Raw genomic sequence first — 14508 nt, forward strand, 5'->3', positions numbered from 1 at the left:
CTTCAAGGCCAGCCTCGCGCTGGCATTTTTATTTACGCCTCCCCCCCCCCTTTTCTGCGCCCCCATTTCAACGCGCGGCCGCCAAAAAATGAAAGCGATTACATAGTAAAGACTGTCACCTTCTGCCCAAAGACGCTATCTCCTGTACCCATTTTTCACAATGTTACATATTGTTTCGGTCAACTCTGATTACCGTTTTTCAAAATGTCGTCTATCCTTGTTTATATTGCTGATTTAAAAAGCATTTAATGAATTACGTTTCTTTACCTTTGTGGAAACGATTACACAGCCGTGATTATAGTCACGTTTTTTTACCGACGAGTGTCCTACCCTAACCATCGACAGAATCAATAACTCAACTGGAGGGCGTTATGCCTGACAACAAAAAACAAGGGCGTTCGAACAAGACTATGACGTTCTTCGTCTGTTTCCTCGCCGCGCTGGCTGGCCTGCTGTTCGGCCTTGATATCGGTGTTATTGCGGGTGCCTTACCCTTTATTGCCAATGAGTTCCAGATTTCCGCCCACACCCAGGAGTGGGTGGTCAGCTCCATGATGTTCGGAGCTGCCGTCGGCGCGGTCGGCAGCGGCTGGCTCTCTTTCAAACTGGGCCGGAAAAAGAGCCTGATGATCGGCGCCATCCTCTTCGTCGCCGGTTCGCTGTTCTCTGCCGCCGCGCCAAACGTCGAGATCCTGCTGGTTTCCCGTGTGCTGCTCGGCCTGGCGGTGGGCGTCGCCTCATATACGGCTCCGCTGTATCTATCGGAAATCGCGCCAGAAAAAATTCGCGGCAGTATGATTTCCATGTACCAGCTGATGATCACCATCGGGATCCTTGGCGCCTATCTCTCTGACACCGCTTTCAGCTACAGCGGCGCATGGCGCTGGATGCTCGGGGTTATCATCATTCCGGCGGTATTGCTGCTGATCGGCGTTATCTTCCTGCCGGACAGCCCGCGCTGGTTCGCCGCCAAACGTCGCTTTGTCGATGCGGAACGCGTGCTGCTGCGCCTGCGCGATACCAGCGCCGAAGCGAAACGCGAGCTCGATGAAATCCGTGAAAGCCTGAAGGTAAAACAGTCCGGCTGGTCGCTGTTTAAAGACAACAGCAACTTCCGCCGCGCGGTGTTCCTCGGCATCCTGCTGCAGGTGATGCAACAGTTCACCGGGATGAACGTCATCATGTACTACGCGCCGAAGATCTTTGAGCTGGCGGGTTATGCCAACACCACTGAGCAAATGTGGGGGACAGTGATCGTCGGTCTGACTAACGTGCTGGCCACCTTTATCGCCATCGGTCTGGTCGACCGCTGGGGCCGTAAACCGACGCTGATCCTTGGCTTTATCGTGATGGCCGCGGGTATGGGCGTCCTGGGTACCATGATGCACATCGGCATTCACTCCTCTACCGCCCAGTACATCGCCGTCCTGATGCTGCTGATGTTCATCGTCGGTTTCGCCATGAGCGCCGGCCCACTGATTTGGGTACTGTGCTCCGAAATCCAGCCGCTGAAAGGCCGCGACTTCGGTATCACCTGCTCCACAGCGACCAACTGGATTGCCAACATGATTGTCGGCGCCACCTTCCTGACCATGCTCAACTCGCTGGGCAGCGCCAATACCTTCTGGGTGTACGGAGGTCTGAACGTGCTGTTTATCCTGCTGACGCTGTGGCTGATCCCGGAAACCAAAAACGTCTCGCTGGAACATATTGAACGTAACCTGATGCAGGGTCGTCCACTGCGCGAGATCGGTGCCCGCGATTAACCTTCCTGAGCTTCCTCCCATCCCGGGAGGAAGCTTCCTCTTGCTCTCCCCCCTCCGCCGCACTATCCTCTGGCGCTATGAAAACGCCCCGTATTCCCATCGCTATTCAGCAGGCCGTCATGCGCAGCCTGCGGGAACATCTCGCCAATGCGAATCGCAAGCTGGAACGCCGCTATGCGGAACCGACGCTGGTCTACCAGCAGCGTGGTACTTCCGCCGGCACCGCCTGGCTGGAGAAAAACGAAATTCGTTTAAACCCGGTGCTGCTGCTGGAAAATCAGCGGGAGTTTATCGATGAAGTGGTGCCGCATGAGCTGGCGCACCTGCTGGTCTGGCAGCATTTCGGCCGCGTCGCGCCGCACGGGAAAGAGTGGAAATGGATGATGGAGAGCGTCCTTGGCGTTCCCGCGCGTCGCACCCACCGCTTTGAACTCGCTTCGGTCCGCCAGAACACCTTCCCCTATCGCTGTCGCTGTCAGCAGCACCAGCTCACCGTCCGTCGCCATAACCGGGTGGTACGCGGCGAGGCCACCTACCGCTGCGTTCGCTGCGGCGATCTGCTGGTGGCTGAAAAATAACCATCGGAATTAATTAGAAACTTTCTGATCTGACTGATTGCATCCGGCACCCTCATTCGCTACGTTGCGGGCTCGTTTTGACACGGAGTTAACGATGTCCCGTATGCATGTTTTAGCCGTAGCGGTATTGAGCGCGGCAGTCAGTGGTCCGCTTGCGGCCGCTGGTATTAATAGTTTTTCCCAGGCCAAAGCCGCTGGCGTCAAAGTGAATGCCGACGTTCCGGGCGATTTTTATTGCGGCTGTAAAATCGACTGGCAGGGGAAAAAAGGCGTTATCGATTTGGAATCCTGCGGCTATAAAGTGCGTAAAAATGAGAACCGCGCCAGCCGGGTTGAATGGGAGCACGTAGTGCCGGCATGGCAGTTCGGGCATCAGCGTCAGTGCTGGCAGGAGGGTGGACGTAAAAACTGCGCCAAAGATCCGGAATACCGCAAGATGGAAAGCGATATGCACAACCTGCAGCCGGCGGTGGGAGAAGTGAATGGCGATCGCGGCAACTTTATGTACAGCCAGTGGAACGGCGGTGAAGGCCAGTACGGCCAGTGCACCATGAAGGTCGATTTTAAAGATAAAATCGCCGAGCCCCCTGCCCGCGCTCGCGGCGCCATCGCCCGCACCTACTTCTATATGCGCGACCGCTATCAGCTGAATCTTTCCCGCCAGCAAACTCAGCTGTTTACCGCCTGGAATAAACAGTACCCGGTCACCGCCTGGGAATGTGAACGTGATGAGCGCATCGCGAAAGTGCAGGGCAACCATAATCCGTATGTCCAGCAGGCTTGCCAGGCGCAAAAGAGCTAACCTACACTAGCGGCAATTGTTAATTTGCAGCCCTGTGCTTCCCGCCCGATGGCGGGAAGCTGGCATCTGCGCAACGAACGGAATATCAAGCATGCGCATTCCTCGCATCCATCATCCAGAACGCCTCATTGTCGGCAGCCAGATCGCGCTGAGCGATGACGCGGCCAACCACGTCGGCCGCGTCCTGCGCATGACCGCCGGTCAGCACCTACAGCTTTTTGACGGCAGTAACCAGGTGTTTGACGCGGTCATCACCGAGGCCGGTAAGAAAAACGTTACGGTTGAGGTACTCAGTGGCGAACCTGACGATCGGGAATCGCCGCTGCATATCCATTTAGGCCAGGTGATGTCCCGCGGCGAAAAAATGGAATTCACCATCCAGAAATCGATCGAACTCGGGGTAAGCCTCATAACGCCACTGTTTTCCGAGCGCTGCGGCGTTAAACTGGATGCCGAACGTTTGCAGAAAAAGATCCAGCAGTGGCAGAAAATCGCTATTGCCGCCTGCGAACAGAGCGGTCGTAACGTGGTACCGGAAATATGTCCGGCGATGCAGCTGGAGGCGTGGTGCGCCGAGCAGGACAGCGGGCTGAAGCTCAACCTGCACCCGCGCGCCAGCGCCAGCATTAACACGCTGCCGCTGCCGGTTGAACGCGTCCGTCTGCTGATTGGCCCGGAAGGCGGGCTGTCGGCTGAAGAGATAGCGATGACCGCGCAATACCAGTTTACTGATATCCTGTTGGGACCGCGCGTTCTGCGTACAGAGACTACTGCGCTCACCGCCATCACCGCCCTACAGGTGCGTTTTGGCGACTTAGGTTGAGGCGTTAACGGAGAAGAACCATGATCAAGCTCGGCATCGTGATGGATCCCATCGCAACCATCAACATCAAGAAAGACACCAGCTTCGCTATGTTGCTGGAGGCGCAGCGTCGCGGCTATGAACTCCATTATATGGAGATGAACGACCTCTATTTGATCAACGGCGAAGCCCGCGCCCGGACGCGCACGCTGAGCGTCGAACAGAACTACGATAAATGGTATGACTTCACCGGCGAGCAGGATCTGCCGCTTGCGGACCTTGACGTCATCCTGATGCGTAAGGATCCGCCGTTTGATACCGAATTTATTTATGCCACCTACATCCTGGAGCGAGCGGAAGAGAAAGGCACGCTTATCGTCAACAAGCCGCAGAGTCTGCGCGACTGTAACGAGAAGCTGTTCACCGCCTGGTTCTCTGAACTGACTCCGGAAACGTTGGTCACCCGCAATAAAGCCCAGCTGAAAGCCTTCTGGGAAAAGCACGGCGATATCATCATGAAACCGCTCGACGGCATGGGCGGCGCCTCTATTTTCCGTGTTAAAGCCGGCGATCCAAACCTTGGGGTGATTGCCGAGACGCTGACCGAACTGGGCAGCCGCTACTGCATGGCGCAGAACTATCTGCCGGCCATTAAAGATGGCGACAAGCGCGTGTTGGTAGTGGATGGAGAGCCCGTGCCTTACTGCCTGGCTCGAATTCCGCAGGGTGGCGAGACCCGCGGCAATCTGGCCGCCGGCGGCCGCGGCGAAGCCCGCCCGTTGACCGAAAGCGACTGGGAAATCGCCCGCCGCGTCGGCCCGACGCTGAAGGCCAAAGGCCTTATCTTCGTCGGCCTGGATATCATCGGCGACCGTCTGACGGAAATTAACGTCACCAGCCCCACCTGCGTACGCGAAATCGAAGCCGCCTTCCCGGATATTTCGATCACCGGTATGCTGATGGACGCTATCGAAAGACGTATCGATAAATAAGCACGACGGCGGACCAACGTCCGCTTTTGGCGCAGCGAGCGCGGATTACCGCGCTCGTGAAACGTTGCCAGCCTGACGCCACTCGGGCGCCAGCCAGATAAAGTGCATCGACACCATTCTACTTTGCCCGCATACTGGGTGTTGCTTTTTTGAACCAGGAACGAACCTCTGACAATGAATTTACAGCATCACTTTCTGATTGCCATGCCCGCGCTTCAGGACCCCATTTTCCGCCGCTCCGTAGTCTATATCTGCGAGTACAACGACGAGGGTGCCATGGGCATTATTATCAATAAGCCGCTGGAAAATCTGCAGGTGGAAGGGATCCTTGAGAAGCTCAAAATTGTCCCGGAGCCGCGCAATCCAGAGATCCGTCTGGATAAACCGGTGATGCTGGGAGGCCCGCTGGCGGAAGACCGCGGCTTCATTTTGCATACCCCGCCCTCTGACTTTTCCTCGAGCATTCGCATCTCGGATAACACGGTGATTACCACCTCGCGGGATGTTCTTGAAACCTTAGGTACCGATCGGCAGCCGGGCAACGTGCTGGTTGCGTTGGGCTACTCTTCGTGGGAGAAAGGGCAGCTGGAGCAGGAGATTTTAGATAATGCCTGGCTCACCGCCCCGGCGGATCAGAATATTCTTTTCCGTACGCCGATCGCCGATCGCTGGCGCGAGGCGGCTAAACTGATTGGTATCGACATTGTGACGATGCCAGGCGTCGCGGGGCATGCGTGATGAGCGGAACCTTTCTCGGCTTTGACTTTGGCACCAAAAGCATCGGCGTGGCGGTGGGACAACGCATCACCGCGACCGCACGACCATTACCGGCGCTGAAGGCGCAGGACGGTAAACCGGACTGGAACGTCATCGAAAAACTGCTTAAAGAGTGGCAGCCTGAGGCGGTAATCGTCGGCCTGCCGCTCAATATGGACGGCACCGAGCAACCGCTGACGGCGCGCGCGCGTAATTTCGCCAATAAAATTCATGGCCGCTTTGGCGTCGCGATCCTTCTCCACGATGAACGACTGAGTACGGTTGAGGCCCGCGCGGGCCTGTTTGAACACGGCGGCTACCGGGCGCTGAATAAAGGCAGCGTCGATTCGGCCTCTGCCGTAGTCATACTGGAAAGCTACTTCGAGCAGAGCTTTTAAGCTCTGCCCTCCTGCGCCGCCGGCGGACCGCTGACGGCGCACGTTTACCCGCTTAGTGGCGCAGATGTTCGTTAGCCCAGCTCACCGCCTGGGTGCGATTTTTCACGCTCAGTTTACGAAACACATTGTACAGGTGCGTCCGCACCGTGTTCTCGCTGATAAACAGCGCGCGGGCGATATCCAGGTTCGTCGCGCCGCAGCGTAGTTCGTTGAGGATCTCGCATTCCCGCTCGGTCAGCGGCGAGTTCTCTACTGGAGTCGATGCATGGTCCGCAGCGTACATCGCCGGGTGCATCACGCTCAATTCAGCCGTCTGCTCGCCGTTCAGCACGGCCTTAACGCCCTCAATTAAGCGCGATTCATCATCGTCATGACGGAACACGCCATATAAAGCCGGCCACTGCGCCATTTCGTATAGCTCATACTTTTGTGCGCTATTAATAATCAACAAACGAGGATTATCTGCCTGCAGGCGAATAATATCCCGCCACACCCCGTTTAATTTCTTATTTGACACTGCAATATCAAATAATATTACAGAATCTTTTGCCAAACGCTGCGCCAGCGGTTTATTAATATTTTGTAAAACCACCGGTGCCATCAGGGTTTCGCTCAGATAGCTAGCAAAGGCTTTGCTTTGAATAGACGGGTGGGTAATAAAGGTTACCTGACGAGAAGATGATGAATTTCCATTTAAATTAATCACTTAAAACTCTCCTTAGCTGTTACCCACCGCCATGGTGGTTAAATGAATAAAAAAAGATACAAACAGTCGTGAATTTATAAATCACCAAGGTAATTTACAAACTGAAACGTTATTCCATGAGAATCATCCTATTCCCACAAACAGCATAAATCGAATGACTCAAAGCTGTCAAAAGATAATCAAACTTTTTTCCTGGAAATGCGTATTCACTGTCGACATATCTAATCTGAATGTGTTATTTGAATTTATAATCAAAAGTTATTTGTATTACCAAATAATATTAATAAACAACAAATAAACATTCATCTAACATATCATTTAACCTGTCATATCAATCTCTTTCTCATCTTATAGCGCGCCTGCAGCGACACGTTGCTGAAAACTCTGGGTAAAGGTCAACATTCCGGCCTGCATCCCGGTCTGCATCACACCAGGCAATTGATGTACTTTTCCTTCACGGATCAAATTCGCCACCGCTGGCGTGTTGACCAGAAGCTCGTATAGCGCAACTCTCCCGCCCTGACGTGCAGGTAACAATTTTTGCGCCAGCACCGCGCACAGGCTTCCGGCAAGCTGGCTACGAACCTGATCTTTCTCCTCCGCCGGAAAGACATCGATCAATCTCTCCACCGCCGGCGCCGCGCCGCGGGTATGTAATGTCGCCATTACCAGGTGCCCGGTCTCCGCCGCGGTTAACGCCAGGCGAATGGTTTCGCTATCGCGTAGCTCCCCGAGCAGGATCACATCCGGATCCTGGCGCAGCGCCACGCGGAGCGCCGCGGCGAACGAAGGACAGTGACGGCCAACTTCCCGCTGCTGGATCAGACAGCGCTCGCTGTGATGAATAAATTCCACCGGATCTTCAAGCGTCAGAATATGGCCATCAAGATGCTGATTGAGGTGCCCCACCATTGCCGCCAGGGTGGTCGACTTGCCGCTGCCCGTCGCTCCGGTGACCAACAGCAAACCACTCTCTTCCGCCAGCAGTTCGCTCAGCGCAGGCGGGGCGCCGAGCGTGTCCAGACGCGGGCACTGTTCAGGAAGGAGGCGCAGCACCAGCGATATCCCACGCGTATGGGCGAAGGCGCTGGCGCGCAGCCGCGCACCGCAGGCCAGGGTCAGCGCAAAGTCAATCTGGCCGTGTTCCTGCCAGTGCAGTAACTGTGCGGCATCGAGCCAGTCGTTGAGTAAATTTGCAATATCCGGCGCGGGAAAGGGCGCGGGCTGCAGCCTGCCCTGCCGCCGCCAGCGCGGTGCGGCGGAATTGCACAGGTGTAGATCGGAGACATTATGCTTTACACTAAGGGCTACGATTTCTTCCAGCTTCATAACTCATCCTCGGAATATGAACGATATTGCGCATAACCTGGCACAGGTCCGGGACAAAATCTCCGGTGCTGCCGCCCGATGCGGGCGTGCGCCAGAAGAAGTGACATTGCTTGCAGTGAGTAAAACGAAACCTGCGAGCGCGATCGAAGAAGCCATTGCGGCAGGCCAGCGGGCATTTGGTGAAAACTACGTCCAGGAGGGCGTGGAGAAGATTAACCATTTCCAGCAGGCTGGCGTCAGCGGGCTGCAGTGGCACTTTATTGGCCCCCTGCAGTCCAACAAAAGCCGGTTGGTGGCAGAGCATTTTGACTGGTGCCACACCGTCGATCGGCTGAAAATCGCCACCCGCCTGAACGAGCAGCGCCCGGCGCATTTGCCGCCGCTGAAGGTGCTGATTCAAATTAACATCAGCGATGAGCAGAGCAAATCCGGCATCCCGCTGGAAGCGCTCGACGGCTTAGCGGCGGAGATCGCTGAGTTACCTCATCTGGAACTGCGCGGCCTGATGGCCATCCCCGCGCCTGAGTCAGAATATGTAAGGCAGTTTGCCGTCGCCCGGCAAATGGCGGTAGCATTTGCGCGATTAAAAACGCGGTACCCCACGGTCGATACGTTGTCTCTGGGAATGTCGGACGATATGGAAGCCGCAATCGCGGCGGGAAGCACGATGGTGCGCATCGGTACAGCCATTTTTGGTGCGCGCGACTACAGCAAATAATAAGGAATCTGAGGAACGCCATGAAGACGTTGACTTTCCTACTTTCAACGGTCATTGAGCTTTACACGATGGTCGTGTTGTTACGCGTCTGGATGCAGTGGGCGCGCTGCGACTTTTACAACCCGTTTTCGCAGTTTGTGGTGAAAGCCACGCAGCCGATTGTCGGACCGCTGCGCCGGATTATCCCGGCAATGGGGCCGATTGACAGCGCCTCGCTGCTGGTGGCATTTATTCTCTGCGTCATCAAAGCGATCGTGCTGTTTATGGTGATCACCTTCCAGCCGATCATCTGGATCTCCGCTCTGCTTATTCTGCTGAAAACCATCGGCTCGTTGATCTTCTGGGTACTGCTATTGATGGCGATCATGAGCTGGGTCAGCCAAGGCCGTAGCCCGGTGGAGTATGTGCTGATGCAGCTGGCGGACCCGCTGCTGCGCCCTATCCGCAACCTGCTGCCGTCGATGGGCGGTATCGATTTCTCGCCGATGGTGCTGGTATTGCTGTTGTACGTAATCAATATGGGCATTGCCGAAGTGCTGCAGGCCACCGGTAATGTACTGCTGCCGGGGCTGTGGATGGCGCTATGAGTGCCGTTGAAACCTGCGCTGACGGGCTGGTGCTGAGGCTGTACATTCAGCCTAAGGCCAGCCGCGATAGCATCGTGGGCGTACATGGCGACGAGCTTAAAGTCGCCATTACCGCCCCGCCCGTTGATGGCCAGGCCAATGCCCACCTGGTGAAATTTCTCGCCAAACAGTTCCGCGTCGCCAAAAGCCAGGTACTGATTGAAAAAGGCAAGCTGGGCCGCCATAAGCAAGTTAAAATCATCGCCCCACAACAGATCCCGACTGCGGTCGCGGCGCTAACTGAATAAACAGGATTTATCATGCAAAAAGTCGTCCTCGCTACCGGTAACGCCGGAAAAGTGCGCGAACTGGCCTCGCTGCTGGAAGATTTTGGTCTCGATATCGTCGCTCAGACCGAGCTGGGCGTGGACTCTGCGGAAGAGACCGGCCTGACCTTCATTGAAAACGCGATTCTGAAAGCGCGCCACGCGGCGCAGATCACCGGCCTGCCGGCCATCGCTGACGATTCCGGTCTGGCCGTCGATGCTCTTGGCGGCGCGCCGGGTATTTACTCCGCCCGCTATTCCGGCGTCGATGCCAGCGACCAGCAGAATCTTGAGAAGCTGCTCGACGCGTTAAAGGACGTGCCGGACGACCAGCGTCAGGCCCAGTTCCACTGCGTGCTGGTCTATCTGCGCCATGCCGAGGATCCCACGCCGCTGGTGTGCCACGGCAGCTGGCCTGGGGTAATCATCCGACAAGCCGCCGGTCATGGCGGCTTCGGTTACGACCCGATCTTCTTCGTCCCGTCAGAAGGGAAAACCGCGGCCGAACTGAGCCGTGAAGAAAAGAGCGCCATTTCCCATCGCGGGCAGGCGCTGAAACTGTTACTGGAAGCATTACGTAATGGCTAATTTGCCGCCGCTGAGTCTCTATATCCATATTCCCTGGTGCGTGCAGAAATGCCCGTACTGTGATTTTAATTCGCATGCGCTGAAAGGCGAGGTGCCGCATGATGACTACGTCCAGCATCTGCTGAACGATCTGCAGGCTGATGCGCAATATGCCCAGGGACGGGAAATAGGCACTATTTTTATCGGCGGCGGAACGCCGAGCCTGCTGTCCGGCCCGGCCATGCAAACCCTGCTGGATGGCGTCCGCGCCTGCCTGCCGCTGGCCGCCGGGGCGGAAATCACCATGGAAGCCAACCCGGGTACCGTGGAGGCCGATCGCTTCGTTGATTATCAGCGCGCCGGGGTGAACCGCATCTCCATCGGCGTACAAAGCTTTAGCGAACCGAAGCTCCAGCGCCTGGGGCGGATCCACGGCCCGGAGGAGGCCAAGCGCGCAGCACGTCTCGCCAGCGGCCTCGGCTTGCGCAGCTTCAACCTCGACCTGATGCACGGTCTGCCGGACCAGTCGCTGGAGGAGGCGCTGGACGATCTGCGTCAGGCGATTGCCCTCAACCCGCCGCACCTGTCGTGGTACCAGCTGACCATTGAGCCGAACACCTTGTTCGGCTCCCGGCCGCCGGTGCTGCCGGATGACGACGCGCTATGGGATATTTTCGAGCAGGGGCATCAGCTGCTGAGCGCCGCCGGCTATCAGCAGTACGAGACGTCCGCCTATGCTAAGCCAGGCTTCCAGTGTCAGCATAATCTCAACTACTGGCGCTTTGGCGACTACCTCGGCATCGGCTGCGGCGCGCACGGCAAGATCACCTTCCCTGACGGACGCATTCTGCGAACCGCCAAAACCCGCCACCCGCGCGGGTATATGGAAGGCCGTTACCTTGAGCGTCAGCATGATGTGGAAGAAGCGGATAAACCGTTTGAGTTCTTTATGAACCGTTTTCGCCTGCTGGAGGCCGCGCCGCGCGCTGAATTTAGCCGCTATACCGGACTTGAGGAAGCGGCGATCCGCCCGCAGCTGGACGCGGCGATAGCCCAGGGCTACCTGCAGGAAGACGAGCAGAACTGGCAGATTACCGAGCACGGTAAGCTGTTCCTGAATTCCCTGCTTGAGTTGTTTCTGAACGAGTAAACGCTGCGGCGGTCCTGCCGGGAAGCGGACCGCCATGGCATTATTTCAGCGAGCCAACCAGCGCTTTGCGGCTGTCCTCCAGCGATACCACCCGGCTGCAGACGTCCTTACCAAACTGCTGGAAATCGGCCTCCTGGTTTTTCCATTCCTCCTGAATCGCCGTTTGCAGGCCGCCGAGGCTGCCGAGAATGCCCTGTAGCGGATTACCGCCGCCTTTGAGCACCGCTTTCGCCCCCATCTCGTTAATGCTGTCCTGCAGAATGCCGCCCATCGCCTGATTCACCAGCTGCTGGCCATCGGCGCGTACCTGGTCGATAGCTTTATAGTGGAAAGTCAGGCCATCGCTGCGACGTTCGATAATGCGGTTCATCTGTTCTTTCAGCTGCGCATCCAGTTTGGTCAGGCGACCGTGCATGCTGCTGTTGGCGCCAACCTGTTCGGTAATGATTTTATCCAGCGCCTTGCGGCTTTTTTCGACTCGCGAACGCGCGCCTTCGTCAATCCACGGCAGGCTGCTGCGCAGGCTGGCCTGATAATCCTGCGCCTGTTCGCGCTGGGCGGCGCTGAGCGCATAGGCCTTGCCGTTAAAGGTCAGATTGCCGTCCGGCTTTATCACCAGATCGCCGTTTTCCCCTTTCACCTGCACCTGCTGCGGGCTGAGGATCACATCGTCACGCGGCGTGACGCTACACTGGTAGTCCGCATGGGCAGACAAAGCGGTGACGGAGAGCGCCACCGCCAGCAGCGTTTTACGCATCATAAAACTCCCTTAAGACAAAACGGGCCGGCAATTGCCGACCCTTGTCAAACTTAGTCCCACCAGACGTCAAAAAGTTCGCTGGTGCGCACATCCTCTAACTTACGCGCTTCCAGCCATTTGCGTACGATAGCCTGATGCTCTTCAGTGCACTTACCAATCTCCTGCATGCAGATGAGCCCTTCCCAGGAGAGATAACCGCTGCCGTCGAAGGCCAGCTTGTTCGGCTCTATCACCTCTTCGATCAGATCGTTGACCGTCTGGTCGATCTGCTCTTCGCTGGTCCCTTCCGGGAAACGCCAGGCGACGGAGAAGCCTAACTCCTGAAACTCATCGATATGCATTTTTTTACGCAGACGACGGCTACGATTCTTGGCCATTATTTCACCCTCTCGAACATTAAGTCCCATACGCCGTGGCCGAGACGATGGCCACGCTGTTCAAATTTGGTTACCGGGCGCGATTCCGGGCGCGGTACGTAATCGTTGCTTGCCGACTGGTTACGATAGCCTTCCAGCGAGGACATGACTTCCAGCATATGCACGGCATAAGCTTCCCAGTCGGTCGCCATATGGAAGACGCCGCCGAGCTTCAGCTTGCTTTTCACCAGCTCAGCGAAAGGCGGCTGCACGATACGACGTTTATTATGACGCGCTTTATGCCACGGATCAGGGAAAAACAGTTGCACCATATTCAGCGAGTTATCCGGGATCATGGTATGTAGCACTTCCACTGCATCGTGACACATTACGCGCAGGTTTTGTACGCCTTCTTCTTCCGCAGAAGCCAGACAAGCGCCAACGCCCGGGGAGTGTACTTCAATGCCGAGGAAATTCTGTTCCGGTTTGGCTTTCGCCATCGCCACCAGCGAGGCGCCCATCCCGAAGCCAATTTCTAAGGTGACCGGCGCGTCACGGCCAAACAGGGCGGCGAAATCGAGCGGCGCATCGTTGAATTCAACGCCCATCACCGGCCAAATGTTATCCAGCGCATGCTGCTGCCCTTTCGTCAGGCGGCCCTGGCGACGGACGAAGCTACGAATACGGCGCAGCGGGCGACCGTTTTCATCGAATTCCGGAGAGATGACGTCGTTTTTCATAAAAGTTTGGTCTGCTTGTGAATGTGTTCGGAAAACGGGCATTATCCAAAGTTACCCGGCGGATGCAAGGGTTTACAGCCACTCGCCCTTATGCTGCAATCTGCCCCCCTGTAATCGCGATCCCGGAGCCGTAGCTTTGACTTTTCTCGCCACGCAATTTTCAGCCCAGGTTCTGGACTGGTACGACAAATACGGGCGTAAAACCCTGCCCTGGCAAATCGCCAAGACGCCCTACAAAGTATGGCTCTCCGAAGTGATGTTGCAACAAACCCAGGTGACCACGGTAATCCCCTATTTTGAACGCTTTATGGCGCGTTTCCCCACGGTGGTGGATCTCGCCAACGCGCCGCTGGATGAAGTGCTGCATCTGTGGACCGGTCTGGGCTACTACGCGCGGGCGCGCAACTTACATAAAGCCGCACAGCAAGTCGCCACACTGCACGGCGGGGAATTCCCCCGGACCTTTGACGAAGTGGCGGCGCTGCCCGGCGTCGGGCGCTCAACGGCGGGGGCGATTTTATCCCTTTCGCTCGGTCAGCATTATCCGATTCTCGACGGCAACGTGAAGCGCGTGCTCGCCCGCTGCTATGCTGTCAGCGGCTGGCCGGGGAAAAAAGAGGTGGAAAAACGGCTGTGGGACATCAGCGAAGAGGTCACCCCGGCAGAGGGCGTCGAGCGCTTCAACCAGGCGATGATGGATCTCGGGGCAATGGTTTGCACCCGCTCGAAGCCGAAGTGCGAGCTGTGTCCGCTGAGCAACGGCTGCGTGGCCTACGCGAACCATTCATGGGCGGAATACCCGGGCAAAAAACCGAAGCAGACCCTCCCGGAACGCACCGGCTACTTCCTGCTGATGCAGCACGGCGACGAGGTGTTTCTTTCCCAGCGTCCGCCGGTGGGTCTGTGGGGCGGGTTGTTCTGTTTTCCGCAGTTTGCAGACGAAGCGGAGCTACGCGAGTGGCTGGCGCAGCGCCAGATTAAGGCCGATAATCTGACGCAATTAACCGCTTTTCGCCACACTTTCAGTCATTTCCACCTGGATATTGTGCCGATGTGGCTTACAGTGCACTCATCTGGCGCATGCATGGATGAAGGCAACGCACTCTGGTATAACTTAGCGCAGCCGCCGTCGGTCGGTCTGGCGGCCCCCGTGGAGCGCTTGTTGCAACAGCTAAAAGCCGGAGCGCCGGTATAAA

General features: G+C 56.7%; 18 protein-coding genes. 13 read left to right on the forward strand and 5 right to left on the reverse strand.

Annotated features, from left to right (window positions below; translation table 11 throughout):
• Positions 1-371: 371 nt before the first annotated feature.
• From KHQ28_RS01240 to ruvX, 7 genes are all read left to right on the forward strand, one after another.
• Positions 372-1766 (forward strand): sugar porter family MFS transporter, encoded by a 1395-nt coding sequence (locus KHQ28_RS01240; RefSeq protein WP_002916587.1) that lies wholly within the window; start codon positions 372-374, stop codon positions 1764-1766.
• Between the two features lie 77 nt (positions 1767-1843).
• On the forward strand, positions 1844-2344 hold the full coding sequence (locus KHQ28_RS01245) for a SprT family zinc-dependent metalloprotease (protein ID WP_002916588.1): 501 nt from the start codon (positions 1844-1846) through the stop codon (positions 2342-2344).
• Positions 2345-2438: 94 nt separating this feature from the next.
• Positions 2439-3146, forward strand: a complete 708-nt coding sequence (endA, locus tag KHQ28_RS01250) for a deoxyribonuclease I (protein ID WP_002916589.1) — start codon at positions 2439-2441, stop codon at positions 3144-3146.
• 91 nt (positions 3147-3237) lie between these two features.
• Positions 3238-3969, forward strand: coding sequence for a 16S rRNA (uracil(1498)-N(3))-methyltransferase (gene rsmE / locus KHQ28_RS01255; protein ID WP_032418360.1), 732 nt, complete (start codon positions 3238-3240; stop codon positions 3967-3969).
• Positions 3970-3989: 20 nt separating this feature from the next.
• A complete protein-coding gene (gene gshB / locus KHQ28_RS01260; RefSeq protein ID WP_002916600.1) occupies positions 3990-4940 on the forward strand; it encodes a glutathione synthase in 951 nt (316 codons plus the stop codon).
• A 174-nt stretch (positions 4941-5114) separates the two neighbouring features.
• Positions 5115-5678 (forward strand): YqgE/AlgH family protein, encoded by a 564-nt coding sequence (locus KHQ28_RS01265; protein ID WP_002916603.1) that lies wholly within the window; start codon positions 5115-5117, stop codon positions 5676-5678.
• Complete coding sequence (ruvX, locus tag KHQ28_RS01270) at positions 5678-6094, forward strand: Holliday junction resolvase RuvX (protein ID WP_002916605.1); 417 nt, start codon at positions 5678-5680, stop codon at positions 6092-6094. The genes KHQ28_RS01265 and ruvX overlap by 1 nt, the downstream gene beginning before the upstream one ends.
• Before the next feature lie 52 nt (positions 6095-6146).
• On the opposite strand, the gene KHQ28_RS01275 is transcribed toward ruvX, so the two are convergent.
• Positions 6147-6800 (reverse strand): LuxR family transcriptional regulator, encoded by a 654-nt coding sequence (locus KHQ28_RS01275; protein ID WP_002916607.1) that lies wholly within the window; start codon positions 6798-6800, stop codon positions 6147-6149.
• A gap of 348 nt (positions 6801-7148) precedes the next feature.
• Positions 7149-8129: a type IV pilus twitching motility protein PilT gene (locus KHQ28_RS01280; RefSeq protein WP_004900568.1), complete on the reverse strand. Its 981-nt coding sequence runs from the start codon at positions 8127-8129 to the stop codon at positions 7149-7151.
• 16 nt (positions 8130-8145) lie between these two features.
• Between KHQ28_RS01280 and KHQ28_RS01285 the strand changes: the two genes are divergently transcribed.
• From KHQ28_RS01285 to hemW, 5 genes are read left to right on the forward strand one after another with little or no spacing between them, the layout of a single operon-like run.
• Complete coding sequence (locus KHQ28_RS01285; RefSeq protein ID WP_004144780.1) at positions 8146-8847, forward strand: YggS family pyridoxal phosphate-dependent enzyme; 702 nt, start codon at positions 8146-8148, stop codon at positions 8845-8847.
• Between the two features lie 20 nt (positions 8848-8867).
• The gene (locus tag KHQ28_RS01290; RefSeq protein WP_002916613.1) at positions 8868-9434 is read left to right on the forward strand and encodes a YggT family protein; all 567 of its coding nucleotides are present in this window, start codon (positions 8868-8870) and stop codon (positions 9432-9434) included.
• The gene (yggU, locus tag KHQ28_RS01295; protein WP_032418359.1) at positions 9431-9721 is read left to right on the forward strand and encodes a DUF167 family protein YggU; all 291 of its coding nucleotides are present in this window, start codon (positions 9431-9433) and stop codon (positions 9719-9721) included. Before KHQ28_RS01290 ends, yggU begins: the two co-directional genes overlap by 4 nt.
• 12 nt (positions 9722-9733) lie before the next feature.
• A complete protein-coding gene (locus tag KHQ28_RS01300) occupies positions 9734-10327 on the forward strand; it encodes an XTP/dITP diphosphatase (protein WP_032418358.1) in 594 nt (197 codons plus the stop codon).
• On the forward strand, positions 10320-11456 hold the full coding sequence (hemW, locus tag KHQ28_RS01305; RefSeq protein WP_002916617.1) for a radical SAM family heme chaperone HemW: 1137 nt from the start codon (positions 10320-10322) through the stop codon (positions 11454-11456). The genes KHQ28_RS01300 and hemW overlap by 8 nt, the downstream gene beginning before the upstream one ends.
• Positions 11457-11496: 40 nt before the next feature.
• Here the strand turns inward: hemW and KHQ28_RS01310 are convergent, their stop codons facing one another.
• Genes KHQ28_RS01310 through trmB form a run of 3 tightly spaced genes read right to left on the reverse strand, consistent with a single transcriptional unit; the run spans position 11497 to position 13312 of the window.
• Complete coding sequence (locus tag KHQ28_RS01310) at positions 11497-12216, reverse strand: DUF2884 domain-containing protein (protein WP_002916619.1); 720 nt, start codon at positions 12214-12216, stop codon at positions 11497-11499.
• A 50-nt stretch (positions 12217-12266) separates the two neighbouring features.
• Positions 12267-12593: a YggL family protein gene (locus tag KHQ28_RS01315; protein WP_002916620.1), complete on the reverse strand. Its 327-nt coding sequence runs from the start codon at positions 12591-12593 to the stop codon at positions 12267-12269.
• Positions 12593-13312, reverse strand: a complete 720-nt coding sequence (gene trmB, locus KHQ28_RS01320; protein WP_002916627.1) for a tRNA (guanosine(46)-N7)-methyltransferase TrmB — start codon at positions 13310-13312, stop codon at positions 12593-12595. Before trmB ends, KHQ28_RS01315 begins: the two co-directional genes overlap by 1 nt.
• A gap of 136 nt (positions 13313-13448) precedes the next feature.
• Between trmB and mutY the strand changes: the two genes are divergently transcribed.
• On the forward strand, positions 13449-14507 hold the full coding sequence (mutY, locus tag KHQ28_RS01325) for an A/G-specific adenine glycosylase (protein WP_002916628.1): 1059 nt from the start codon (positions 13449-13451) through the stop codon (positions 14505-14507).
• Position 14508: the final 1 nt, after the last annotated feature.

Origin of the sequence: Klebsiella sp. 28 (assembly GCF_018223905.1) — a bacterium.
GTDB classification, from domain to species: Bacteria; Pseudomonadota; Gammaproteobacteria; order Enterobacterales; family Enterobacteriaceae; genus Klebsiella; species Klebsiella pneumoniae.